Here is a 25,409-nt window from a genome sequence, read left to right as displayed (position 1 = left end):
GGCTCAGCCGTGGAACGTGATGTACCCGTTGCGGTCCTTGTCGGACCCGCTCTGGGTGTACGAGTGCACGTCGGCGCGGCTGCCGGACGGCTTGTACACGTAGATCGTGTCCTTGTCGTTGTTCCACATGAAGTTGCAGTTGTCGCGGTACACGACGTTGTTCGCGTCGGAGTCGGACCCGTTGCCGCCGCGCAGCTTCACGTAATCACCCGGCTGAAGGGTGTGGCTCGCGGTGAAGGTGAACTTGTTCCCCGCCGCGTCCTTCACGACGTACCCCTTGAGGTTCACCGTCGTCGACCGCGAGTAGTTCTTGATGGTCAGGTACTCCTCGTCGGTGTTCCCCGTCGAGCAGCGGTTGGAGTCGCTCCCGGGAGCGTCGTACTGGATACCGCGGATCTTCAGCGCGGAGTCGTACTCGGCGGCCTGGGCCGGAACCGCCGTCAGAGCGGTCAGTGTTCCGGCAGCGACGGCCGTGGCCGCGACAAGGCGTATACGCATGGACGTTCGTCCCCCCTGCATGGCCCTCTGGTGAAGGCGATGTGATGGTTCGGTGAAGCATCCGGATCGTACACGGTTCAAGCACGCATAAGGGCGGGTCCGGTGACATTGCCACCGGACCCGCCCGCGGGGTGTGTGAGACGTCAGGCGCCGCTGGCCCGCAGCATGTCCGCCCGCTCCACGATCTTCACGCGCTCGCGGCCCTCGGGCTCGCCCAGCGCCTTCTCCGCGGCGTCCAGCCGGTACCAGCCGTCCCACGTGGTGAAGCGGATGTTCCGCTCGGCGAGGAACGCGTCCACGGCCTCGAGGCCGGGGGAGGCGGGCGTGTGCAGCCGGCCGTTCGCGTAGTCGTCCAGCAGGTTGGCCACCGTCTCGTTCGCGTCGCCCTTGGTGTGGCCGATGAGGCCCACGGGGCCACGCCGGATCCAGCCGGTGACGTACGTGGACTGCAGGTGCTCGCCGGTCTCCTGCACGACCCGGCCGCCCTCGTCGGGGACGGTGCCGGAGTCGAGGTCCCAGGGCAGCTTGGGGAGTTTGTCGGACAGGTAGCCGACGGCACGGTAGACCGCGCCCACGTCCCAGGTCTTGAACGTGCTCGTGCCCTTGACGTTGCCGGTGCCGTCGAGTTCCGTGCGCTCGGTGCGCAGCCCGACGACCTTGCCGTCCTCGCCCAGGATCTCCACCGGCGACTCGAAGAAGTGCAGGAAGAGCTTGTGGGGCCGGTCGCCGACGTCCCGTATCGCCCAGTTCTCCAGGGTCTTGGCGACCATGTCGGCCTGCTTGTTGCCGCGCCGGGTCGCGATCGAGCCCTCGTCGTAGTCGATGTCCTCGGGGTCGACGATGACCTCGATGTTGGGGGAGTGGTCCAGCTCCCGCAGCTCCATCGGGCTGAACTTCGCCTGCGCCGGGCCGCGGCGGCCGAACACGTGGATCTCCTTGGCCCGGTTGGCCTTCAGACCCTCGTAGACGTTCGGCGGAATCTCCGTGGGAAGCAGCTCGTCCGCCGTCTTGGCGAGGACGCGCGCGATGTCGAGCGCGACGTTGCCGACGCCGAGCACGGCGACCTTCTCCGCCTCCAGCGGCCAGGTGCGCGGCACGTCCGGGTGGCCGTCGTACCAGGACACGAAGTCCGCGGCGCCGTAGGAGCCGTCGAGGTCGATGCCCGGGAGGGACAGCGCCCGGTCCGCCGTCGCGCCGGTGGCGAAGATCACGCCGTCGTAGAACGCGCGCAGGTCGTCCAGGCTGATGTCGGTGCCGTAGTCCACGTTGCCGAAGAGCCGGATCTGCGGCTTGTCGAGGACCTGGTGCAGGGCGGTGATGATGCCCTTGATCCGCGGGTGGTCGGGCGCGACGCCGTAACGGATCAGGCCGAACGGCGCCGGCATGCGCTCGAAGATGTCGATGGACACGCCGGGCTCGGCGGCCACCTGGGACTTGAGCAGGGCGTCGGCGGCGTAGATCCCGGCGGGGCCGGATCCGACGATGGCTACCCGCAGGGGGCGGGGCATGGTCAGGTTCCCTTCGAGCGGCGACAAGTGATCTCGCCGTGAAGCCTAAACTGAGGCATGCCTAAGTTGGTACGCGGGTCCGGTCTATGAGCTCATAAGGCGACTTTATGACCGACCGTAGATGGCCTTATGGTCGACCGCCGACGGCCTTGTCGCCGACCGGAGACGGCCTTACCGGCCCGCTCACGGCAACGGCTGCTCCGCCCAGATCACCTTCCCGGCGGGCAGATAACGCGTCCCCCAGCGCTCGGCGAGCTGCGCGACCAGGAACAGCCCCCGCCCGCCCTCGTCCGTCATCGTCGCGTACCGCAGACGCGGCGACGTGCTGCTGCTGTCGGACACCTCGCAGATCAGGTTTCGGTCGCGCAGCATCCGGACGTGGATGGGGCCGCCGCCGTACCGCAGCGCGTTGGTGACCAGTTCGCTCAGGATCAGCTCCGTGGTGAACGTCAGCTCGTCCAGCCCCCACTGAGCCAGCTGCCGGGCGACCGCCGCCCGTACCTCGCCCACGGCCGCCGGATCGGCCGGCACCGGCCACTCGGCGACCCGGTCGGGGGCGAGCGCCCGGGTGCGCGCGACGAGCAGCGCGATGTCGTCGCTGGAGCGGGCCGTGAGCTGCGAGTCCAGGACGGTCCGGCAGGTGTCCTCGGGGGACTGGCCGGCCCGGCCCAGCGCGTCGCGCAGCATGTCGAGACCGACATCGATGTCCCGCTGCCGGTCCTCGACCAGCCCGTCGGTGTAGAGGACGAGCCGGCTGCCCTCCGCCAGCTCCAGCTCCGCCGTCTCGAACGGCAGACCGCCGAGCCCGAGCGGGGGACCGGCGGGCACGTCGGGGAACTCGACACTGCCGTCGGGGTGGATCAGCGCCGGCGGGGGATGCCCCGCCCGTGCCACGGTGCAGCGCCGGGAGACCGGGTCGTAGACGGCGTACAGACAGGTCGCGCCGGTGACCGGGGCGCTGCCCTCCTCCTCCGTCTCGTCCTGGTCGATGCGGCCGACCAGCTCGTCCAGCAGGGCGATGAGTTCGTCGGGCGGGAGGTCGAGGGCGGAGAAGTTGTGCACCGCGGTGCGCAGCCGCCCCATGGTCGCCGCCGCGTGCAGCCCGTGGCCGACGACGTCCCCGACCACGAGCGCGACCCGGGCGCCCGACAGCGGCAGCACGTCGAACCAGTCGCCGCCCACCCCGGCCTGCGCAGGCAGGTACCGGTAGGCGATCTCCAGGGCGTCCTGCTCGGGCAGGTTCCGCGGGAGCAGGCTGCGCTGGAGCGTCACCGCCATGCTGTGTTCGCGGGTGTAGCGGCGCGCGTTGTCGATGGAGACGGCGGCCCGCGCGACCAGCTCCTCCGCCAGGGCCAGTTCGTCCGTGTCGAAGGGCTCCGGCTTCTCACAGCGCCAGAAGCTGACCACGCCGAGCAGCACAGAGCCCACCCGCAGCGGCACGGTGATCAGGGAGTGGATGCCGTACTCCACGATCTGCGCGGAGCGCTCGAGGTCCTGTGCCTGCCAGCCGGGGGCCTCGCTCAGCCGGGGTTCCAGCACCGGCCGGCCGGTGTCGAGGCTGCGGCCCTGCGGAGAGGACTCGACGAACCTGATCCGCTCGCCGACCGGGTAGAGGGGAGCGTCCTTGCGGATCCCGCTGAGCGCCGCACGGCTGAGAGCGGTCGCCGCGTCCGGCTGCCCGCCGCCCAGGACGGCGTCGAACAGGTCGACGGTGGCGAAGTCGGCGAACCGGGGCACCGCCAGCTCGGTCAGTTCCTCGGCCGTGCGGGTCACGTCCAGGCTCGTGCCGATGCCCACTCCGGCGTCGTACAGCATGTTGAGCCGTTCCCGCGCGGTCTCGGCCCGGCCGGACAGGGCGCGCAGCTCGGTGGAGTCGCGGAGCGTGGCGACGCTGCCGGGCGGGACGCCCGCACGGTCCGTGGTGCGCTGGTTCACGGCGAGGAGCCGGTCCCCGACGAGATGCACCTCGTCGGTGGCGTCGCGTCCGGAGGCCAGCAGCTCGGCGGTGCCGGGGTCGAGACCCAGGCTGAGCACGTGCCGGCCTTCGGCGTCGGGGGGCAGCCCGAGCAGCCGGTGCGCCTCGTCGTTGGCGAGCAGCAGGGTGCCCCCGTCGTCGACGATGAGCACGCCCTCCCGGACGGCGTGCAGCACGGCGTCGTGGTGTTCGTACATCCGGGTCATCTCGTGCGGCCCGAGCCCGTGCGTCTGGCGCAGCAGCCGCCGGCTCACCAGCGCGGCCCCCGCCGTCGCCAGGACGAGCGCCGCCGCGGCGGCGGACAGCACGAGCGGCAGCTGACGGTCGGCGGTCCCGCCGATGTTCTTGGTCGTCACCCCCGCGGACACCAGCCCCACGACCTGCCCGTCGGCGTCCTTCACCGGCACCACGGCCTGGACAAGGGGGCCGATGGTGCCCTCGATCTCCTCGGTCACCGCCTTTCCGGCCAGCGCGGGCGCGATCGTCCCCACGAACTTCTTCCCGATGCGGTCCGGCTTGGGGTGCGAGTAGCGGATCCCGTCGGTGTTCATGACGACGATGAAGTCGACCTTCGACTGCTCACGGGCGGCCTCGGCACGCGGCTGGAGCACAGCCGACGGGTCGGGGCTCCCCAATGCCTCGACCGTGCCCGGCGCGTTGGCGAAGGTCTCCGCGACGGCGAGGGAACGGTTGCGGGCTTCCTGGGTCGTGTCGTGCCGCACTTGCAGGACCAGCGCCACGACGGCCGCCACCACCAGCAGCAGCACGATCACCACGACGAGCAGGAACACCTGTCCGGCGACGCTGCGTCCGCCCAGCACCGACCGCAGTCCCGCCACCGGCTGCCACCGCGACGGGCCCGCCTCCCGCGGCTGCCGAGCGGACGGCGCAGCGCCGGGCCGCAGGGGCGATCGAGTCCCGGATCGACCCAAGAGTCGGACCATGTGCCATGTCTACACTGCCCGGCCGCGCGAGGCGAGGGGCATCACCCATGGTGACAGGGGGCCCTCACCGTTTCGTCACGACTCCCGGCGCCCGGGCACCCGCATACGGCCAGGCGCTCAGGGAACGGGCGAGCTCGGTCGTGGCCCGGGCGATCTCCGTGTCCTCGTCCGCCATCAGCCGGCCGAGCTCGCCGCGCCGGGCCCGCACCGCCTGGCGGGCCGCGCGCTCCCACACCACCGGGTTCTCCCGGCGGTTCAGCAGCTTCGGATAGACGGCGGCGGTGCTCTCCCACTGCCGGGCGTCGGCGATGCTCTTGAGCAGCCGGATGATCTGGGCACGGCAGGTCACCTGAGGCAGTTTCGCCAGCTCCCACAGGAAGGGAACCGTGGCGGCCGTCGCCTGTTCCACGACGAAGCCGAACTGGCAGATCCGCCTGCGCAGGTCGTCGAGAGCCGAGCGGGCCGTGTCGGCGTCACCCCAGGCGATGCCTTTGAGCAGGAGGGGAATGGCCGCCGCCGAACCGGTGGAGTCCTGGATGTCGCCCCAGGGCACTCGGTCCAGGGCCGTGAGCGGCGTGGTCCGGGCGCCCCCGGACGGGGCGTCGGGGCGCTGTGGGCGCTCGCTGCTCGGGTGTTCCGTCGAAGCGCTGCGCATGGCGAGGGGCCTTTCCGCGGCAGTCGTGTCAGATGGGTGGACAGGTCGACAACCTGGCCCAGACCGTCTTGCCCGCCGGAGGGCAGGGGGTCCAGCCCCACTCCTCGGACAGGGCGTCGACGATGCCCAGACCTCTGCCGTGCTCCGCCAGGGCGGAGCCGGTGGGGGCGTACACGGGCGGGTGGTCGTCGGGGTCGGAGACGGTGACCAGCAGGTGCGTGGGGTCCAGGAGGAATCCGAGCCGGATCTCCGGCGCGGCCGGCGCACCGGTCGTGCCCGCCGTCGCCGGCGCCGCGTGCGTCGCGGCGTTGGCGGCGAGTTCGGTGATGACGAGGGTCGTGTCGTCGCAGCGGTGGTCGAGTGACCAGAAATGCAGCGTCTCGCGGGTGAAGGACCGGGCGCGCGCGAACCCTTCCCTGCTGCACTCGACGCGCAGGGCGGCCGAGGCGGCCAGGGCCCCGGAGGGCTGCGGCATCGTCTCCGGCATCGGGGGCGGAGTCCCGTACGGCATCGCCTCGTACGGCGTCACCGGGGGCGGACCGGGCGGGAATCCGGTGCTCGTGGCGGGTGCGGCTGCTTGTGCCGCAGCCCCACTGGGCGGCCGGAGCACGTGGTGCGCAGCTGATGACACGGCATCTCCCCGATGCGAGGTCAGGACGCGGCGTCACCACAGGGGTTGACGCCACGGCTATTATCCACGCTGAAGGCGCCCCCGTGCAATTGCACGTGAAATTGCGTGAGAATCAAGCCGTGTTGGGTACCCGAGCCGGGACGTGAACCAGAACAGCAAGGAGACCGTGGTGCCACCAGTGCAGAACGGAGTGCAGGCAAGCTCGTTGGACGCCTGCTGGATCAAGAGCCGGCACAGCAACGCCGAGGGCAACTGCGTCGAAGTCGCCCCCCTCGTCGACGGCGGGATCGCGATGCGCAACTCCCGCGACCCCGAGGGGCCCGCGCTCGTCTACACGGCGGCGGAGGTGGCGGCGTTCCTGGCCGGGGCGAAGGACGGCGAGTTCGACCACCTGCTGTGAAGCCCGCTGCTGTGAAGCCCGAGTGGTCTGCGTGAAGCCCGCGTGGTGAAGCGGAGCCCAACTCCCCACTTCCATGGGGCTGCTCTGAGGGATGCGAGCACGCCCGGCGGAGTGCGATAGTGTAAATCGCCCTTGTGCCGGTCTGCTGGGAGTCAGGATGTCCGCCGCGTCGCATCGCATCTCCCGTCTGGAACCCTACCTGGACAGGCCCGAGCCTGCGCCGACTCTGCTGAAGATGCTGGTCGGTGTACAACTGGCCGGCTTCCGTGAGGACGCCGGGCTCGCCCAGGACCAGGCGGCTCGCGCCGTCGGTTTCAGTGCCGCGAAGCTGTCCCGCATCGAGTCCGGCAAGGGCCGCCGCCCGCCGACGGAGAACGACGTCCGTGCGCTGCTCCGGCTGTACGGCACCGACGACTACGAGGCCTCGGTGCTGCTCAAGCTGTTGCAGCGCGCCGGCGAGCCGGGCTGGTGGCAGCGGTACGACAAGCGGCTGATGCCCGAGTGGTTCGATCGCCTGGTCGGACTCCAGGAGGCCGCCGCCACCATCCGTACCTTCGAGATCCAGTACGTGCCCGGCCTGTTGCAGACACCCGCCTACACCAGGGCCGTGGTGGAGCGGGGCCTGCCGAACGCGCCGTCCGGCGAGGTGGAGCGGCGCGTCGAACTGCGCAGGCACCGGGCACGGTTGCTGTTCCGGCCGGACGCACCGCAGCTGTGGGCGGTCATCGACGAGTCCGTGCTGCTGCGCGTCCTGGGCAGCACCGAGGTGATGCGGGAGCAGCTCGCGCACCTCGTCGAGATGGCCGAACGCCCCAACGTGACCCTGCAGATCGTCCCGCTGAACGTCACGAACGCCTCGGCGCCCGCCATCCCGGTCACGTATCTGCGCTTCGGCGGCCTCGACCTGCCCGACGTGGTCTACCTGGAGCACATCAAGAGCGCGAACTTCCTCGAGGACCGCGACGAGACGGAGGAGTACCGGATCGCGCTGGACCGCCTCGCGGACGAGGCGCTCAAGCCCCGTGACTCCCTGGAACTGCTGCGCACGACGATGGCACAGCGCTACGCCTGACACACGAGTGCCGCGCGCGGGACGACCGGCGTCCCGCACGCGGCAGCTGCGTCACTTCTCCAGGGGAATCCGCCCCACACCGCCGAACTCGATCCACTCGTGCGTGAGCTGACGGGGTGCCACCTCGGTGTCCGGGCGCCACGTGGACACCTCCACCAGCCCGGGCTCCAGGATCTCCAGACCCTCGAAGTACGCGGCGACGTCCTGCTCCTCACGCACGCGTCCCCAGTGCCCCTGGGTCGCCTGGTCCATGAAGTTCGTGACGAAGGCACGGACCTCGGGATCCTCGCTGACCAGCTGGCACATCACCATGAAGCTGCCGGGCGCGAGCCGCTCCCGCACGCGGCGGGCCACCGCCAGCGGCCCGTCGGTGTCGCTGTCCGGGATGCAGTGGAACACCGAGTTGAACAGCACGCACACCGGCTCGGAGAAGTCGATCAGCCGCTTGGTGTCGGGGTGGTCGAAGATCAGGTCGGTCTCGCGCATGTCCGCGTGGATGACGCTGGTGCGCTCGTCCTGCTCCAGCAGCGCACGGCCGTGGACCAGCACCATCGGGTCGTTGTCGACGTACACCACGTGGGTCGAGGGGTCGATGCGCTGGGCGACCTGGTGCACGTTGTCCTGAGTCGGCAGGCCGGATCCGTGGTCCAGGTACTGCCGAATGCCGTACTCCTCGGACAGGGTCCGCACGACCCGCTGGAGGAAGCGCCGGTTGTTCAGGGCCAGGCGGCGCGTGCTGGGCACGACCTTGTCGAGCTCCTCGCACGCCGCACGGTCGGCCGCGTAGTTGTCCTTGCCGCCCAGGTAGTAGTCGTACATGCGCGCTGCCGTCGGCACGCTCGCGTCGATCTCGGTGGACAACTGCTTCTCGGAGTGCATCGTTCCCCCTGCGTGATGCCGCGCCAACGAACTGGCCGGACAGGAAGTACATCCTAGGGAGGGGGAGTTGGCGGCTGCCAGCCCAGTGGCGAAGGTGCCCACGATCGAACGACCGGGTGATCGTCTCCCGCGACGGTGCGTGCCCTCTGTGGCATGCTCGTGTACGCAGCGTCACCGGACTTGCGGGGTCACGGCGGGGTACTCGTCACGGGACGTTCTCCTGTGGGAGGTGGGACCATGGACACCTCGGCCGACCGGATCGCGGATCCCTGGGGTGTGCGCACCCCCTACGCCCCCGGCACTCCCTGGCCTTCCCGGACGGACACGCACCTGCGGGCCGGGGTCGACGAGCAGGACGTGGAGCGGTGGGTGCAGTCCGCCTCGCTGCTGCATTCCAACGGCGACGCCATGGACATCGCGGTTCGCGAGGGCCGCATCGTGGGAGTGCGGGGCCGGACCGCGGACCGGGTGAACCGTGGACGCCTGGGCCCCAAGGACCTCTACGGCTGGCAGGCCAACGCCTCCCCGGACCGGCTCACCCGGCCCTTGGTCCGTGAGCACGGCCGGCTCGTGGAGTCCGACTGGGACACCGCCATGGACCGGATCACCACCCGGACCCGGGACCTCCTGGACGACAAGGGCCCGGGGTCGATCGGCTTCTACACCACCGGGCAGCTGTTCCTGGAGGAGTACTACACCCTGGCTGTCCTCGCCCGCGCCGGCATCGGCACCAACCACCTGGACGGCAACACCCGGCTGTGCACGGCGACCGCCGCCGAGGCGCTCAAGGAGACCTTCGGCTGCGACGGACAGCCCGGCTCCTACGAGGACATCGACCACTCCGACACCATCGCCCTGTTCGGGCACAACATGGCGGAGACGCAGACCGTTCTCTGGATGCGGCTCCTGGACCGCCTGGAGGGAAGCGACCCGCCCCGGCTCGTATGTGTCGATCCGCGGTACACGCAGGTCGCCCGGCGCGCCGACGTCCACCTGGCCCCGCGCGCGGGCACGAACGTCGCCCTGCTCAACGCGCTGCTGCACGAGATCATCCGCACCGGCCGCGTCGACCGGGCCTACGTCGACGCGCACACCGTCGGCTTCGAGGAACTCGCGGCCATGGTCGAGGAGTGCACGCCCAGGTGGGCGGCCGGGATCTGCGACGTGCCGGCCGCGCAGATCGAGCGGGCCGCCGAGATCCTCGGCACCGCCGAGCGGCTGCTGTCCACGGTCCTCCAGGGCGTCTACCAGTCCCACCAGGCCACCGCTGCCGCCGTCCAGGTCAACAACCTGCACCTGATCCGCGGCATGCTGGGCCGCCCCGGCCGCGGACTCCTCCAGATGAACGGGCAGCCCAGCGCCGAGAACACCCGCGAATGCGGCGCGGACGGCGACCTGCCGGGCTTCCGCAACTGGCAGAACGACCAGCACGTGGCCGAACTGGCCGCCGTGTGGAACGTGAAGCCCGAGACGATCCCGCACTACGCACCGCCCACGCACGCCATGCAGCTCTTCCGGTACGCCGAGCAGGGCTCGATCCGGATGCTGTGGATCACCGGCACCAACCCGGCCGTGTCCCTGCCCGAGCTGTCCCGCATCCGGTCGATCCTCGCCCAGGAACGGCTGTTCGTGGTCGCGCAGGACGTGTTCCTCACCGAGACCGCGCAGCTCGCCGACATCGTTCTGCCCGCGGCGACCTGGGGCGAGAAGACCGGCACCCTCACCAACGCCGACCGTACCGTGCACCTGTCGGAGAAGGCCGTCGAACCCCCCGGCCAGGCCAGGGCCGACCTGGACATCTTCCTCGACTTCGCCCACCGCATGGACTTCCGCGACAAGGACGACGGGCCGCTGATCACCTGGCACGACCCGGAGTCGGCGTTCGCGGCCTGGCAGCGGTGCAGCGCCGGCCGCCCCTGCGACTACACGGGCCTGAGCTACGACCGGCTGCGCGGCGGCAGCGGCATTCAGTGGCCCTGCACCGAACAGGCTCCCGACGGCACCGCGCGCCTCTACACCGACGGCATCGCCTACGCCCACCCCGACACCTGCGAGAGCTACGGCAAGGACATGGTCACCGGGGCGAGCGTGGAACCCGTGGAGTACCGGTCCCTCAACCCGGACGGCAAGGCCGTCATCAAGGCCGCGGAGTACCTGCCGCCCCACGAGGAAACCTCCGCCGACTACCCCCTCCAGCTGATCACCGGCCGGACCGTGTACCACTTCCACACCCGTACGAAAACCGCCCGGGCCCCCGAGCTGAACGCCGCCGCGCCGGACGTCTGGGCGGAGATCTCGCCCGCCGAGGCGTCGGCCCAGGGACTCGCCGACGGCGACCTGGTGCAGGTCACGACGCCGCGCGGGGCGGTGCGCGCCCGCCTGCGCACCACCGCGATCCGCGACGGCATGGTGTTCCTGCCCTTCCACTACGGCTACTGGGACACCCCGGCCGGCCACCGCCCGCCCGACGACGGCCCGGGCCGCGCCGCCAACGAGACCACCGTCACCGACTGGGACCCGGTCTCCAAACAGCCACTGTTCAAGACCGGCGCCGCCCGTGTCACCCTCGTCGCGCGGCGCGCGAGCGACACCGGCGCCGGGACCGAGGCGGCGGGGAGCAGCACATGACCGGCATCGAAACCACGCTCCGCCTCCTCTACGACGGTGAACGCGACCTGGAGCAGGACCTGCTGGCCGCCGCCGCACGGCACCACACCGACCACGAGTTCCACCATGTGGCGCTCGACGTCGCCCGCTGGTCACGCGAGCACGCCGCCCGCCTCGCGGACGCGGGCCGCGGCCACGGCCTCGATCTGTCAGGACCGCGCGGCAACCCGTCGCCCGGGGCGCTCGCCACGCTCCGGGAGAAGGCGTCGGAAGCCCTCGGCAGGCGCCCCGCGACCGGCCTGCTCCTCCTGCACGACCTGCGCGATCTGCACCTGGCCGCCGCGCGGAACTCCCTGCACTGGGAGATGCTCGCGCAGGCGGCGCAGGCCACCCGGGACGAGCGGCTCCTGGCACTGGTCACCGACTGCCATCCGCAGACGCTCCGGCAGCTGCGCTGGACCAACACCCAGATCAAGATCCTCGCACCGCAGATCCTGACCAGCGTCTGACCGGGCTCACCCCAGGTGGCCTCCCGCCGCTCGAAGAGGCCCCACTGATTAACCTGGAAACACGAGAATTCATCGGTGATCGAGAGTGCGTCCGCAACCGCTATTCTCACGGCTCCCGGCCGCTTTCCAGGAGAAACCCATGGGCGACTATTACGACCTCGGCACGCACAGCCGTCCCGTCACCACCTCCTGCGCCGAGGCCCAACTCTGGTTCGACCGCGGCCTGGTGTGGACGTACGCCTTCCACCACGAGGAAGCCGTCGCCTGCTTCGAAAAGGCGGCCGAGGCAGATCCTGAGTGCGCGATGGCCTATTGGGGCATCGCCTACGCGCTGGGCCCGAACTACAACAAGCCCTGGGAATTCTTCGAGGGCGAGGAACTGGCGCGGACGGTGGAGCGTACGCATGCCGCAGTGGAACGGGCTCATGAGAAGGCCGTCCGGGCCACCCCGGTGGAGCAGGCTCTGATCGGCGCGCTGCGGGCCCGCTACCCGCAGCCGGAGGCCGTCGAGGACTGCTCGGTGTGGAACGAGCCGTACGCGGACGCGATGCGCGCGGTCTACGAACTGGCACCCGGAGACCCGGACATCGCCACCCTGCACGCCGACGCGCTGATGAACCTCACGCCCTGGCAGCTGTGGGACCTGACCACCGGTCAGCCGGCCGAGGGCGCACGGACCTCGGAGGCCAAAACCGTGCTGGAAGGCGCGCTCGCCACCGACACCGGTGCAGGGCATCCCGGGGTCCTGCACCTGTACATCCACCTGATGGAGATGTCCCCGGCACCGGAGCAGGCCCTCACCGTCGCCGACCGGCTGCGCGGGATCGTCCCCGACGCCGGTCACCTGCTCCACATGCCCTCGCACCTCGACGTCCTGTGCGGGGACTACCGCCAGGTCGTCGCGGCCAACAGCGCCGCGATCGCCGCCGACCAGAAGTTCCACCGGCGGGCCGGCGCGATGAACTTCTACACCCTCTACCGGGCGCACAACTACCACTTCAAGATCTACGGCGCCATGTTCCTCGGTCAGTCGCAGGTCGCCCTCGACACCGCCGCCGAGCTCGAAGCCGCCATCCCGGAAGACCTGCTCCGTGTGCAGAGCCCCCCGATGGCCGACTGGCTGGAGGGCTTCCTCGCCATGCGCGTCCACGTACTGATCCGCTTCGGCCTCTGGGCCGACATCCTGGACCTGCCCGCCCCCGCCGACCCGGAGCTCTACGCGGTGACCACCGCCATGCGCCACTACGCTCGCGGCGTCGCCCTCTCGGCCACCGGCGAGGTCGCCGGGGCGGAGGCCGAACGGGAGCTGTTCCGCGCGGCGGTGAGCCGGGTGCCCGAGACGCGGATGCTGTTCAACAACACCTGCCGCGACATCCTCGCCGTCGCGGCGGCCATGCTGGACGGTGAGCTCGAATACCGCAGGGGCGACCACGACCTCGCCTTCGCCGCCCTGGAGCGGTCCATCGAGCTGGACGACGGCCTCCCGTACGACGAGCCGTGGGGCTGGATGCAGCCCACCCGCCACGCCTACGGTGCCCTGCTGCTGGAACAAGGCCGGGTGGCGGAGGCCGAGGCGGTCTACCGCGCGGACCTCGGCCTCGACGACACCCTGCCCCGCCCCCTCCAGCACCCTGGCAACGTCTGGTCCCTGCACGGCTTCCACGAGTGCCTGCTGCGGGCGGGCAAGACCGCCGAGGCGGCTCTCGTGGCCCAGCAGCTGAAGATGGCGACGGCGCTGGCCGACGTCCCGATCCAGGCGTCGTGCTTCTGCCGCCTGGACACCGCGGCCGGTCACCAGGCGGCCGACGGGTGCTGTCACTGACCCGTCGGCCGGCCGAGTGCACCGGATCGCCCCAATGGCCGCCGGTCAGCGACCCGTTGGCGACTGCGGTGCCCGACGCATCAGGACGACGCCGTACACGACGATCCACACCACCCGCATCAGCCAGCCGGCGAGACCGAGCAGACCGAGCGGGTCGGTGTGGTCGATGACCAGCCGGGCGAGCACGGCCGAACCGAACAGCAACGCCGCCGCCACCAGCCCCCACCAGCCGTGCCACGGCCGGATCAGCCCGCCGCGCAGGCCGCCGGCGGACAGGCCGAGGAGCGCGATCGCCAGGAAGGTGCCGTTGAGGGTGAACAGGGCGTCGTGCAGCGCCCAGAGGCTCGTGTCCGCGCCGATCCCGTCCGCGGCCGTCGACCCGAGCGCCAGCCGGATCGCGACGACCCCGGTGAAGACGGCGTTCTGTGGACAATCTGCGGGCGCTCATTATTGGGCTGGCGAGGCGGAGCGCGTCAAGGGGTGTGCGTCGGTCCCCAACTTGCCTTACCTCTTGACGTGTTGATTGCCGTCCTAAAACATTCGGGAAACTCGATTGGTTCTGCGCGGTTCTGTTCGCTCTCGAAGGGAATTCATGTCCAGCAGACATCGCCCCGCCCGGGCACTGGCGGTCGGCATCCCCCTGGTACTCGGTGCGGGACTCATGACCGCACCCCCGGTCGCTGCCGCCGAACCGCCCGGCAGCGCGGTCACGGTACGGATCGACCCGTCCTACCGGCAGCAGGAGTTCGAGGGGTGGGGGACGAGCCTCGTCTGGTTCGCCAACATCACCGGCCGCTATCCGGAACCCATCCGGCAGAAGCTCGCCGACATGCTCTTCGGTGAGGACGGCCTCCGCCTCAACATCGCGCGCTACAACATCGGCGGCGGCAACGCCCCGGACGTCCGCAAGGACTACATGAAGACCGGCGCGACGATGGACGGCTTCTGGAAGGCCCCCGAGGGCACCACCAGGGAGGACACCGACTGGTGGAACCCCGACAACCCCGACCACTGGGACTGGTCCGCCGATCCGGGCCAGCGCTGGTGGGTGGACCGCGTCAAGAAGAAGGTCACCCGCTGGGAGGCGTTCAGCAACTCCCCGCCCTGGTTCCAGACCGTCAGCGGCTACGTCTCGGGCGGCTTCGACGCCAACACCGACCAGATACGGGCCGACCGCGTCGACGACTTCGCCACCTACCTGGTCAAGGTGACCGAGCAGCTGGAGAAGAAGCACCGCATCGAGTTCGACACGATCGCCCCGCTCAACGAGCCCAACACCAACTACTGGGGCACCCAGATCGGCCCCGACGGACAGCCCACCGGCGGCCGCCAGGAGGGCGCGCACGCCGGCCCGGAACTCCAGCAGAAGGTCGTCCTGGCCCTGCAGCGCGCACTGGAGAAGTCGAGGACCCGCGCGACGATCTCCGCGATGGACGAGACCAACCCCAGCACCTTCGTCCGCAACTGGAACGCCTACGACGGCTCCGCCCGCGCCGCCGTCGACCAGCTCAACGTGCACACGTACGGCACCGGCATGCGCACCAGCGCCCGGGACAGCGCCAAGGCCGCGGACAAGCCGTTCTGGATGAGCGAGGTCGAGGGCACCTGGGGGACCGGCACCGACTTCACCGGCATGGAACCGGGGCTCGGCATCGCCACCCGGGTCGTCGAGGACATCCGTGAACTGGAGCCGTCCGCCTGGGTGTTGTGGCAGCCCGTCGAGGACTCCATCCCCCAGGCGGCGGCCGGCAAGAACTGGGGCAGCATCCACATCCCGTTCAACTGCACCGCGAAGGACACCCTGGAGACCTGCCCGATCCGGGCCAACACCAAATTCCACACCCTGCGCAACTTCACCCACCACATCCGGCCCGGCGACCACTTCGTCAAGGCCGACGACCCCTCCAGCGTCGCCGCCGTACGCAAGTCCGGCCGCGGGGCGACCGTCGTGCACGTCAACAACGGCACCACCCCGCGTGCCGTCACCCTGGACCTCTCGCGGTTCAAGCGCGTCGCCCCCGGCGCCACCGTCACGCCCGTGGTGACCAGCGCCGGCGGAGCGCTCGTCCGCGGCACACCGGTGCGGGTGAAGGACGACTCCGCGACGGTGACCGTTCCGGCGAAGTCGGTCACCAGCCTCCTCGTCGACGGCGTGTCCGGCACTGCCGAGGACGCCGCGCTCGTCCAGCCCGGCCACGTCTACCGCCTCCAGGGAGCCCAGAGCGGCAAGTCCCTGACCCCGTCCGCCGACGGCAAGGGCCTCGTCGTCCGTACGGCCGACCCGGGCGCCAAGTCCCAGCTGTGGTCCGTGAAGAAGCTGACCCGCGGCGACGGCAACCGTGACCGCTACGCCCTCGTGAACGCTGAGACGGGCGGCCGTCTCGCCGTACGGGACGACGACGCCGTGCTGGAGGACGCCGACACCCCGGCCGCGCAATGGATCATGTCGACCACCGGGGACGGCACCTGGACCTTCGTCAACGCCGCCACGGGACGGCTGCTCGACGTCGTCGGACAGTCGACGGCGGACGGCGCGCGTGTGTCGGCCTTCCTTCCCACCTCCAACGCCAACCAGCGCTGGGCCGTGACCGACGAGACGGTGCTGCGCACCGAGCCCGCCAAGGCGTTCACCGTCCCCGGCCGCGCGCCCGAACTGCCCGGCACCGTGACGCCCGTCTTCCGGGACGGTGCCCGGGGCGCCCTCCCCGTGCGGTGGACGCTGCCCTCCGAGGCACGCTGGAGCAAGCCCGGAACGGTACGGGTGAAGGGCAGGGCGACCGACGCCCTCGGACGGACCGTCCGCGCCGAGGCGGTCGTCACGGTGGACACCATCGCCTCCACCCTCCCGGCCCGCGCCAAGACCTACACCGGCGGACGGCCCGGACTGCCCGCCACCGTCACCGGCGTCGGACGGCATGGCGGCACCGCCGAGCTCCGGGTGACCTGGGACCCCGCACCCGACGGCGCGTTCGACGACGCCGGAGTGGTGACCCTGCGCGGCACCGCCCACGTGCCCGGCGGCACCGGGGCGGCGGCGACCGTACGCGTCCAGGTCACCGCACCCCGGGAGCGGAACGCCGCGCCCGACGAGGGCGTGACGGTCGGCGCGACCTACACCGAGAGCGGGTACTCCGCCGAGGGCCTGCGCAACGGCAACACGTCCGAGAAGGCCTGGTCGAACTGGAGGTCCGGCGCCAAGAACCCGTCCGACACGATCACCTTCACCCTGCCCGAGGCGCGCGATCTGACCCGGGTCGTGACCCACTTCCACCGCGACGGCGGCAACGTCAGCTTCGCGGAGTCCCTCAAGGTGCAGGTCCGCGGGGCCGACGGCACCTGGACCGACGCGAGCGAGACCGTGCCCGTCGGCACCGAGGGCACACCCGTCGCCGACGTGCCGGTGCGGGCCTCCGGCCCGGTGGCCGGGGTGCGCGTGGTCATGACGGCCCGGCCGGGCGGCTACATCACCCTCGGGGAGATCGAGCTGTTCGCCAGGACACACGGAGTCTCCGCGGACGCCGCCGCCGCGTCGATCGAGGTGGACGGCGTGGCGATCGGCGACTTCGACCCGGACCGGACCGGCTACCGCGTGAGCACCGACCGCCCGGACCGGGCGAAGGTCACCGCCACGCCGCGCGACCCGTACGCGGACGTGACCGTCCGCAAGGAGTCGTCACGCGTGGCCGTCGTGACCGTGAGCAGCGAGGACGGCTCGAAGGCGCGGCAGTACAGGGTCGAGCTGGCCCGCTCCTGACGCATGAGAACGCGGGGCGTGCCAGCCGGACACGCCCCGCGTGGTCCTCAGGGATCAGGCTGAGGGCTCAGACCGCCGGAGCCGGGTACGTCGGGTACTCCACCCCGGACACGTGCTGCACGACACGGATGACCTGGCAGGAGTAGCCGAACTCGTTGTCGTACCAAAGGTAGAGGATGGCGTTGTCGCCCTCGACCTTGGTGGCGCCGGCGTCGACGATCGAGGCGTGACGCGAGCCGATGAAGTCGCTGGAGACCGCGTCGGGGGCGCTGATGAAGTCGATCTGGCGCTTCAGCGGCGAGGTCAGCGACACCTCGCGCAGGTAGTCGAGGACCTCCTGGCGGCTGGTCTCGCGCGCGAGCTGGAGGTTGAGGATCGCTATGGAGACGTCCGGCACGGGGACCCGGATGGAGCTGCCGGTGATCTTCGCCTTGAGGTCGGGCAGCGCCTTGGCGACGGCGGAGGCGGCACCCGTCTCGGTGATGACCATGTTGAGCGGCGCGCTGCGGCCCCGGCGCTCGGACTTGTGGTAGTTGTCCAGCAGGTTCTGGTCGTTGGTGAACGAGTGGACGGTCTCCACGTGCCCGCGCTGGACCCCGAACTCGTCGTCCATCGCCTTCAGCGGCGGCACGATCGCGTTCGTCGTGCAGGACGCGCAGGACAGGATCTGCTCGTCCGGCTTGATGGTGTCGTGGTTGACGCCGTGCACGATGTTCGGGACGTCGCCCTTGCCGGGCGCGGTCAGCACGACCTTGTCGATGCCGGGGCGCAGGTGCGTGGACAGGCCCTCGCGGTCGCGCCACTTGCCGGTGTTGTCGATGAGGATGGCGTCCTTGATGCCGTACGCCGTGTAGTCGACCTCGGACGGGTCGTTCGCGTAGATGACCTTGATCGCGTTGCCGTTGGCGACGATCGTGCTGTTCGCCTCGTCGACGGTGATCGTGCCCTGGAACTGGCCGTGGATGGAGTCGCGGCGCAGCAGCGAGGCGCGCTTGACGATGTCCTGCTCGCCCCCGCCGCGCACGACGATGGCCCGCAGCCGCAGACCGTTGCCCGAACCGGACTTCTCGATCAGCAGCCGCGCCACGAGCCGGCCGATGCGGCCGAAGCCGTAGAGGACGACGTCCCGGCCCTCGCGGCGCTCGATCTTGTTGGCCCCGGTGGCACCGGCGACGGCCTCGGCGGTGAACTCGGCGACGGACAGGCCGCGGTCGTCCTCCCGGTACGTCGCGGCGAGCATGCCGATGTCGATCTGGGACGGCCCGAGGTCGAGCTCGGCCAGGGTCTGCAGGAACGGCAGCGTCTCGGTGACCGAGAGCTCCGCACCGGCGATCTGCCGGGCGAACCGGTGGGTCTTGAGGATGCTGACCACCGACTTGTTCACCAGGGAGCGGCTGTGCAGCAGGACGGTCACGTCCCGCTCCCGGTGCAGCTTCCCGATGATCGGGATCATCGACTCCGCGATCTCCTCGCGGTTCTTCCAGTTGGTGAACGAGTCGTCGTTGACAGTCACAGATCCATCTTTCGAGCTAGGCGGCGCTCATATGTTAAACCGTCGATTTCCGGATCATGAACGGGGTACCTCCGGAGCGTTCCGCCCCGCCGGAATGCCGCGCTCCACGAGCCCCTCGCGGCCTCGCCTGGGATGATCGGAACAGCGCCTCCATGCGAAAGGGACGCTCATGGACTTCGACGCTGTGGCCGACGAGCTGTATGCCCTGCGACCGGAGGAGTTCACGGCCGCCCGCTCATCGGCCGTGGCCGCCGCCCGCACGGCCGGCGACCGTGAACTCGCCGAGCGCATCGGCGCGTTGCGCAAACCCAGCCTCGCGGCCTGGGCAAGCAACCTCCTCGTCCGCAGCCGGCCCGGCGATGTCGAGCCCCTGCTCCGCCTGGGCGAAGGGCTGCGGCAGGCCCACCAGTCGCTGGACCGCACCCAGCTGCGTGAACTGAGCCGGCAGCAGCACGCGCTCATCCGCGCCCTGTCCGCCCAGGCCCGGCAGCTCGCCGCGGAGGCCGGACACCCGATCGGCGAAGGCGTGCAACGCGAGGTCGAGAACACCCTGCACGCCGTCCTGGCCGACCCGGAGGCCGCCGAGGCATGGGCGAGCGGCCGGCTGGCCAAGCCGCTCAGTGCTGCCGTCGGCTTTCCGGCCGCCGCGGCGAGCGCCGTCAAGGAGAGGGCCGTCCCGGACAGCGGCACGGCGCAGCGCCGCCCGTCCGCCGCGCCGGCCCCCTCCCGTCCGGACCGGAAGGCCGGCGAGCAACAGCGGCGACGGCTGGCACAGGCGCGCCGGGAAGCCGAGGCCGCCGACCGGGAGCTGCGGGCGCTCAAGCACGAGGCGGCGGCCGCCGGCCAGGCCGCACAGGAGGCGAAACAGCAGGTGGATCGCCTCCAGCGGCGCGTCGACGAACTCAGCGAGGAGCTGGCCCGCACCAGGGAGCAGCACCAGCAGGCCCGCTTCGCCGAGCGGTCGGCCCGGGAACGGGCACGCACGGCCGACCGCCGCGTCCGCGAGGCGGACCGCAAAGCGGCGACGGCCGCCGCCCAGCTGGAGCGTCTGACCTCATCGGCGGACCGGTAGACGGCTGGTTTCTCTCAGGGGAATGCCGATACTGCGTCAGAGGGAGAGGGCGCCGGTCAGGACGGCAGCGGCGGTCATCACGAGCGTGGTGGCGAAGGCCCAGCGGAAGATGAAGCGCTGGTGCTCGCCGAGCTGGACGCCGCTCATGCCGACCAGGATGAACGTGGCGGCGGTGAGCGGGCTGAGCGGGAACCCCGTCGTCATCTGGCCGAGGATGGCGGCCCGGGCGGCCTCGGCCGGGTCGGTGCCGAAGCCGTGGGCCGTCTCGGCGAGGACGGGCAGGACACCGAAGTAGTAGGCGTCCGGAGTGAAGACGAGACTCAGCGGCATGCCCGTGACGGCCACGAGGACCGGCAGGTGGCCGCCGAAGGAGTCCGGTATCACGGACACCAGCGCCTCGGCCATGTCGTCGATCATCCCGGTCCCGGTGAGGACCCCCGTGAACACACCGGCCGCGAAGATCATGATGGTCACGAGCACGACGTTCTTCGCGTGCCGGTCGAGCAGCGCCTGCTGCTGTTCCCACGTGGGGTGGTTGACCAGGAGAGCCACCGCGAACCCGAGGACGAACAGCACCGGCAGCGGCATGACCTCCAGGATCAGCGCCACGACGAGCACGGCGGTCAGCAGCAGGTTGAACAGCGTCAGCCAGCGCGGCGGGGGCGCGGCGACCCGGACGGCACCCGGCCCGTCACCGGGGATGGGGGGCCTCGCGGGAACCGGTCCGTCGCCGGGCGCGGGAGGCCTCGCGGGAACCGGCCCGTCACCGGGCGCCGGGGCCGTAGCGGCGGCTACCGGCTCACCGGTAGCCGTTGCGGCAAGCGGCTCGCCCGTGCCGGTCTCCGCGCCCGGCCCGGTGAGAGCGCCGAGCCGCCGCCGCTCCCGGCGGCCGATCAGCCAGGACGCCACCAGGACCCACGCGATGCCGAACCCCATCGCGGGCAGCACGGGCGTGAAGACGTCCGAACTCTCCAGCTTCAGCGCCGCCATGGCCCGCACCGTCGGCCCGCCCCAGGGAATCATGTTCATCACGCCCGCCCCCAGGCAGACGACCCCGGACAGCACCAGCGGACTCATGCCCAGCTTCCGGTAGACGGGCAGCAGTGCGGAGACGGTGATGAGGAACGTGGAGGCCCCGTCCCCGTCCAGGGCCACGCACAGCGTGAGGACGGCCGTGGCGACGGTGACGCGCAGCGGATCGCCCTTGGCCAGCCGCAGCAGACCGCGGATCAGCGGATCGAACAGACCCCTGTCCACCATGAGGCTGAAGTACAGCACGGCGAAGGCGATCATGATGCCGGTCGGGGCCACCTTCGACAGCCCGTCGAGCACCATCCCGCCCAACTCGCCCGCGGATCCGCCCGCCAGCGCCGCGAGCACGGGCAGCACCACGAGCGCGACCAGCACCGAGACCCGTTTGGTCATGGTGAGCAACAGGAACAGGGCGATCGTGGCGAAGCCCAGGGCTGCCGGCATGGTGGCTCGCTTTCTCGGGTGGCGGTTCCCGGCGCGGAGAGCGGGGTGTGGCGGGGCGTACGGGGATAGCCGAGAGTGTCCGAGCGCCGCACGATCCCTGTCCAGCATCAAACCGGTATCTGTCCATGCGATCCCCGCATCAATCGGCTCGCTCCGGCGTACGCTTCCCGGCCATGGATGCCACCCTGCGTCAACTCACGGCCTATGCGGCCGTCGCCCGGGCGACGAGTTTCACCGCGGCGGCCGGCCAGTTGGGCGTATCGCAGTCGTCCCTCAGCCGCGCGGTCGCCGACCTGGAGCGCCAGGTCGGCGCCCAGCTCCTCGAACGCGACACGCGCAACGTGCAGTTGACCGCCGCGGGCACCGAGGCGCTGCGGATCGCCGAACAGATCCTCAGCGCCCACCGGGCCGGGATGAACGAACTCGACCGCTTCCTGCTCGGCGAGTCCGGCACCGTCGCCGTCGCCACCCTGCCCTCCGTCGCCGCCGTGCTGCTGCCGCAAGTCATCTCCGGCTTCCGTACGGACCGGCCGCGCGTGGCCGTACGCCTGCTCGACGGACTGGAACGGGCCGTACTGGACCGGGTTCTGTCCGGCGACGCGGACTTCGCCATCACCACCGTCGGCCTGCCGCCCGCGCGGCTGGAGCACCGGCCCCTGGTGCGTGACCGTTTCGTCGCCGTCGTGCGCGAGGACCATCCGCTCGCCGCACGCGACGAGGTCGGCTGGGCGGACCTGGCCCGCGAACCGTTCCTCGCCGTCGGACGGGACTCGAGCGTACGGCGGCTGACGGATGCCGCGTTCGGCCAGGTCGACGCGCACGCCGTACCGGCGGCGGAGGCCGGCAGTGTCGCCACCGTGGGCGGACTGGTCGCCGCGGGACTCGGCGTGAGCGCGCTGCCCGCCCTGGTGCTGCCGCTGCTGGGCACCGGGCCCTTCGTGTTCCGGCCGCTCGTCGAGCCCGTGGTCGACCGGCGCCTCGACATCGCCCTGCGCGCCCGCCGTACCCTCCCGCGCGTCACCGAGCACTTCCTGGAGACGCTCGAGGACTTCCGCGCCCAGGGCCGGGACCTGCCGCCGGGAGTGTCCTGGGCCTGAGCCACCCTCCAGCGCCTCGATTCATGCACCAGTCGCATGGATTGATGGTCTTCTTTTGCTGGACAGGCATTTCTACGCCTCGGCAGTCTGAAAAAGCCGGACCAGTTCAGCCGAGGGGACGCATCCGTGTCGGACAAGGACATGCCGAACACCACCGGGCAGGGCCAGCTGTGCGGACTGAAGGTGGTCGAGTTCGCTCATGTGGTGGCCGGCCCGCTCGCGGGTTCGATGCTCGCCGACCAGGGCGCGGACGTGGTCCACGTCGAACCCCCGGGCGCCGGTGACGCCGCCCGCGCGATGGGGCCCCGGCGCAACGGCGTTCCCCTGTGGTTCAAGGTGGCCGCCCGCAACAAGCGTTCCGTCACGCTCGACCTGCACCACGAGGCGGGCCGCGCGGTCGCCCACCGGCTCGTCGCCTGGGCGGACGTCGTCATCGTCACCCTGCGCGCCGGGCGTCTGCGCCGCTGGGGCCTCGACTGGGAGTCCGTGCACCGGATCAACCCCAAGGCCGTACTCCTCCAGATCTCCGGGTTCGGCGCCACCTCAAGTCAGGCCGACGCCCCCGGATTCGGCAAGATGGGCGAGGCCCGCAGCGGCGTCGTCCATCTGACCGGTTCCCCCGACGGGCCGCCCGTCCACACCGGCTTCTCGCACGGCGACGCCGTGACCGGCCTCATGGGTGCCTACGCCGTCCTCGCCGCCCTCCACCGGCGCGACCACGACCCCGGCTTCGACGGCGAGTGGATCGACCTCGCCTTGTTCGAGCCGCTGTTCCGGCTGGTCGAGTGGCAGGTCATCGTCCACGACCAGCTGGGAACCGTGCCCCAGCGCTCGGGCAACCAGCTGGCGGTCGCGCCCGCCGCCGTGATCAACACCTACCGCACCCGGGACGAGCAGTGGATCACCGTGACCTCGGCGACCCCGCGTTCGGTGCGCAACGTGGCCCGGCTGCTGGGGCTGCCGGAGGAGGAGTTCGCCACCTCGGAGCAACAGCACGCGCGGCGCGGGGAGTTGGACGACGGGCTGCGGGCGTGGGTGGCCGACCGCACCGCGGCCGAGTGCCTGGAGGCCTTCGCCCGTGCCGAGGTGGTGGCCTCCCGGGTGTTCGACGCGGCCGACATCGCCGCCGACCCGGTCTACGCCGAACGCGGCGACATCGTCACCGTGGAGGACCCCGACCTGGGCGACGTCCGGATGCAGGCCGTCATCCCGCACTTCCGGCAACGCCCCGGCCGCATCTGGCGCACCGGGCCGGCGCTGGGGCAGGACAACGACCTCGTGTACCGGGAGTGGCTCGGCCTGAGCGACCGGGAACTGGCCGAACTGGAGAAGAACGATGTCGTCTGATCCCCACAGCGCGGCCATGTCACGCGCGGCCAGGGCCCACAGTGTGAGCACGCCCGAAAGTGCGGCCGGGGCCCACAGTGTGAGCGGGCCCGAATGCGCGACCAGGGCCCACGGCGCGGCCATGCCCGGCACCACGACCGCCCCCCGGCCCCCGCTCCGCTCCCTCCTCTTCGTCCCCGGCCTCCGCACGGACTGGCTGCCCAAGGCGCGCGCGGCCGGGGCCGACGCCGCCGTTCTCGACCTGGAGGACGCGGTCCCCGCCCCCGACAAGCCGCTCGCCCGTGCCCGGGTGGCCGAGGCGCTGGCGGAGGCCGCCGCGGAACCGGCCGGCGGCATGGCCCTGTTCGTCCGCGTCAACCCGCTCGACGACTGGACCGCCGCCGAGGAACTGCGTGCCGTCGTACGCCCGGGACTGACCGGGGTGGTCCTGCCCAAGGTGCACACCGCCGCCGACGTACGGCTCGCGGACCGTCTCATCGGCTGGTGCGAACACGAACACGGCCTGCCGGCCGGTACGACGGCCCTGGTCCCGCTGCTGGAGTCGGCCCGCGCGCTGCACGACGCCTACGACATCGCCGTCGCGGCCCCCCGGGTCGCCCATGTCGGCGCCGTGACCGCACCCGGCGGCGACGTGGAACGCGCCGTCGGCTACCGCTGGAGCCCTCAGGGCACCGAGACCCTGGCCCTGCGCTCCCGCGTCCTGCTCGACGTCCGCGCCGCCGGAGCGCCTGGCCCGGTGACCGGACTGTGGACGGACATCGCCGACCTGGCGGGCCTGCGCGCCTTCGCCGAACAGAACCGGGCCCTCGGATACGAGGGGATGATGGCCGTCCACCCGGCCCACGTCCCCGTGATCAACGAGGTCTTCGCCCCCACCCCCGAGGAATTGGACCGCTGTGCGCGCCTCGTCGCAGCGGTGGAAGCCGCCCAGCGCGACGGCATCGGCGCGCTCACCTTCGAGGGCCGGATGGTCGACGAGGCCATGGCCGAAACCGCACGGGCGGTGCTGGCGCGACACGGACACGGCTGACACCATCCCGCCACCGCGCCGAAGCCCGATCACCGATGCTGTGACTGAGCTCACAGTTCGCCAACAGGCGTGCCGCGCCAAGCCGCACAAGCGCCATATCGGGCCGCACCCGCGCGACACCAAAATTGAACCGTTCGTTTTCTTGAATCATTCGTGTTTGTGCGGCTAGGTTGTCCGCCATGACCGCATCCCGGAACCCGACCGCCGCCGAGGAACTGCGCGGTGCCGGCCTGAGGGTTACGGCCGCCCGCGTCGCGCTGCTCCAGGCCGTGCGGGACGGCGACCACCTCGGTGCCGAGGCGATCGCGTCCGAGGTACGCGGCCGCGTCGGCCACATCTCCGTCCAAGCCGTGTACGAGGGGCTCCACGCACTCACCGCGGCGGGACTCATACGCCGCCTCGAACCACCCGGCAGCCCGGCCCTCTACGAGGGACGGGTCGGCGACAACCACCACCACCTCGTGTGCCGGTCCTGCGGGGCCGTCGCCGATGTCGACTGCGCGGTCGGCCACGCCCCCTGCCTGACCGCGTCCGACGACCGGGGCTTCGCCGTCGACGAGGCCGAGGTCATCTACTGGGGCCTGTGCCCCGCCTGCTCCACCGCCCGCAGTACCTGAGCG

Annotated in this window: 20 protein-coding genes; 11 read left to right on the top strand and 9 right to left on the bottom strand. The window is 71.2% G+C overall.

What is annotated here, in order from left to right:
- Positions 1-3 precede the first annotated feature (3 nt).
- From ACIBL4_RS16960 to ACIBL4_RS16940, 5 genes are all read right to left on the bottom strand, one after another.
- On the bottom strand, positions 4-498 hold the full coding sequence (locus tag ACIBL4_RS16960; RefSeq protein ID WP_399410700.1) for a lamin tail domain-containing protein: 495 nt from the start codon (positions 496-498) through the stop codon (positions 4-6).
- 143 nt (positions 499-641) lie between these two features.
- Entirely contained in the window at positions 642-2,006 is a 1,365-nt protein-coding gene (locus tag ACIBL4_RS16955) for an FAD-dependent oxidoreductase (RefSeq protein WP_399410698.1), read from the bottom strand.
- A gap of 183 nt (positions 2,007-2,189) precedes the next feature.
- On the bottom strand, positions 2,190-4,925 hold the full coding sequence (locus ACIBL4_RS16950) for a SpoIIE family protein phosphatase (protein ID WP_399410696.1): 2,736 nt from the start codon (positions 4,923-4,925) through the stop codon (positions 2,190-2,192).
- A 64-nt stretch (positions 4,926-4,989) separates the two neighbouring features.
- Complete coding sequence (locus ACIBL4_RS16945) at positions 4,990-5,580, bottom strand: hypothetical protein (protein WP_399410694.1); 591 nt, start codon at positions 5,578-5,580, stop codon at positions 4,990-4,992.
- Between the two features lie 28 nt (positions 5,581-5,608).
- Positions 5,609-6,091, bottom strand: coding sequence for an ATP-binding protein (locus ACIBL4_RS16940; RefSeq protein ID WP_399411546.1), 483 nt, complete (start codon positions 6,089-6,091; stop codon positions 5,609-5,611).
- Positions 6,092-6,380: 289 nt separating this feature from the next.
- On the opposite strand from ACIBL4_RS16940, the gene ACIBL4_RS16935 reads away from it, so the two are divergent.
- Positions 6,381-6,611: a DUF397 domain-containing protein gene (locus tag ACIBL4_RS16935; RefSeq protein ID WP_399410692.1), complete on the top strand. Its 231-nt coding sequence runs from the start codon at positions 6,381-6,383 to the stop codon at positions 6,609-6,611.
- A 157-nt stretch (positions 6,612-6,768) separates the two neighbouring features.
- Complete coding sequence (locus ACIBL4_RS16930; RefSeq protein WP_399410690.1) at positions 6,769-7,683, top strand: helix-turn-helix domain-containing protein; 915 nt, start codon at positions 6,769-6,771, stop codon at positions 7,681-7,683.
- Positions 7,684-7,734: 51 nt separating this feature from the next.
- Here ACIBL4_RS16930 and ACIBL4_RS16925 read toward each other — a convergent pair whose 3' ends face one another.
- Entirely contained in the window at positions 7,735-8,562 is an 828-nt protein-coding gene (locus tag ACIBL4_RS16925) for an SAM-dependent methyltransferase (RefSeq protein ID WP_399410688.1), read from the bottom strand.
- 237 nt (positions 8,563-8,799) lie between these two features.
- Between ACIBL4_RS16925 and ACIBL4_RS16920 the strand changes: the two genes are divergently transcribed.
- The 3 genes from ACIBL4_RS16920 to ACIBL4_RS16910 all read left to right on the top strand — a co-directional run bounded on the left by ACIBL4_RS16920 (position 8,800) and on the right by ACIBL4_RS16910 (position 13,500).
- Positions 8,800-11,190: a molybdopterin oxidoreductase family protein gene (locus ACIBL4_RS16920; protein WP_399410686.1), complete on the top strand. Its 2,391-nt coding sequence runs from the start codon at positions 8,800-8,802 to the stop codon at positions 11,188-11,190.
- Entirely contained in the window at positions 11,187-11,678 is a 492-nt protein-coding gene (locus tag ACIBL4_RS16915; RefSeq protein ID WP_399410684.1) for a hypothetical protein, read from the top strand. The genes ACIBL4_RS16920 and ACIBL4_RS16915 overlap by 4 nt, the downstream gene beginning before the upstream one ends.
- Positions 11,679-11,817: 139 nt before the next feature.
- Positions 11,818-13,500: a hypothetical protein gene (locus ACIBL4_RS16910; protein WP_399410682.1), complete on the top strand. Its 1,683-nt coding sequence runs from the start codon at positions 11,818-11,820 to the stop codon at positions 13,498-13,500.
- Between the two features lie 45 nt (positions 13,501-13,545).
- On the opposite strand, the gene ACIBL4_RS16905 is transcribed toward ACIBL4_RS16910, so the two are convergent.
- Positions 13,546-13,716, bottom strand: a complete 171-nt coding sequence (locus tag ACIBL4_RS16905; RefSeq protein ID WP_399410680.1) for a hypothetical protein — start codon at positions 13,714-13,716, stop codon at positions 13,546-13,548.
- A gap of 376 nt (positions 13,717-14,092) precedes the next feature.
- Between ACIBL4_RS16905 and ACIBL4_RS16900 the strand changes: the two genes are divergently transcribed.
- Positions 14,093-17,254, top strand: coding sequence for an RICIN domain-containing protein (locus ACIBL4_RS16900; protein WP_399410678.1), 3,162 nt, complete (start codon positions 14,093-14,095; stop codon positions 17,252-17,254).
- Between the two features lie 67 nt (positions 17,255-17,321).
- On the opposite strand, the gene ACIBL4_RS16895 is transcribed toward ACIBL4_RS16900, so the two are convergent.
- Positions 17,322-18,767, bottom strand: a complete 1,446-nt coding sequence (locus tag ACIBL4_RS16895) for a glyceraldehyde-3-phosphate dehydrogenase (RefSeq protein ID WP_399410676.1) — start codon at positions 18,765-18,767, stop codon at positions 17,322-17,324.
- 169 nt (positions 18,768-18,936) lie between these two features.
- Between ACIBL4_RS16895 and ACIBL4_RS16890 the strand changes: the two genes are divergently transcribed.
- Positions 18,937-19,839 carry a hypothetical protein gene (locus ACIBL4_RS16890; protein WP_399410674.1) on the top strand — a complete coding sequence of 301 codons (903 nt, stop codon included), beginning with the start codon at positions 18,937-18,939 and terminating at the stop codon, positions 19,837-19,839.
- Positions 19,840-19,875: 36 nt separating this feature from the next.
- Here the strand turns inward: ACIBL4_RS16890 and ACIBL4_RS16885 are convergent, their stop codons facing one another.
- Positions 19,876-21,315, bottom strand: coding sequence for a CitMHS family transporter (locus tag ACIBL4_RS16885; protein WP_399410672.1), 1,440 nt, complete (start codon positions 21,313-21,315; stop codon positions 19,876-19,878).
- Between the two features lie 173 nt (positions 21,316-21,488).
- On the opposite strand from ACIBL4_RS16885, the gene ACIBL4_RS16880 reads away from it, so the two are divergent.
- The 4 genes from ACIBL4_RS16880 to ACIBL4_RS16865 all read left to right on the top strand — a co-directional run bounded on the left by ACIBL4_RS16880 (position 21,489) and on the right by ACIBL4_RS16865 (position 25,406).
- Complete coding sequence (locus ACIBL4_RS16880; RefSeq protein ID WP_399410670.1) at positions 21,489-22,412, top strand: LysR substrate-binding domain-containing protein; 924 nt, start codon at positions 21,489-21,491, stop codon at positions 22,410-22,412.
- 141 nt (positions 22,413-22,553) lie between these two features.
- Complete coding sequence (locus ACIBL4_RS16875) at positions 22,554-23,759, top strand: CaiB/BaiF CoA transferase family protein (RefSeq protein WP_399411544.1); 1,206 nt, start codon at positions 22,554-22,556, stop codon at positions 23,757-23,759.
- A gap of 121 nt (positions 23,760-23,880) precedes the next feature.
- Positions 23,881-24,789, top strand: coding sequence for an HpcH/HpaI aldolase/citrate lyase family protein (locus ACIBL4_RS16870; protein ID WP_399410668.1), 909 nt, complete (start codon positions 23,881-23,883; stop codon positions 24,787-24,789).
- Between the two features lie 179 nt (positions 24,790-24,968).
- Complete coding sequence (locus tag ACIBL4_RS16865; protein ID WP_010038222.1) at positions 24,969-25,406, top strand: Fur family transcriptional regulator; 438 nt, start codon at positions 24,969-24,971, stop codon at positions 25,404-25,406.
- Positions 25,407-25,409: the final 3 nt, after the last annotated feature.

This window comes from Streptomyces sp. NPDC050416 (genome assembly GCF_044458845.1).
Lineage (GTDB): Bacteria > Actinomycetota > Actinomycetes > Streptomycetales > Streptomycetaceae > Streptomyces.
This window is presented reverse-complemented; position numbering and strand designations above follow the sequence as displayed.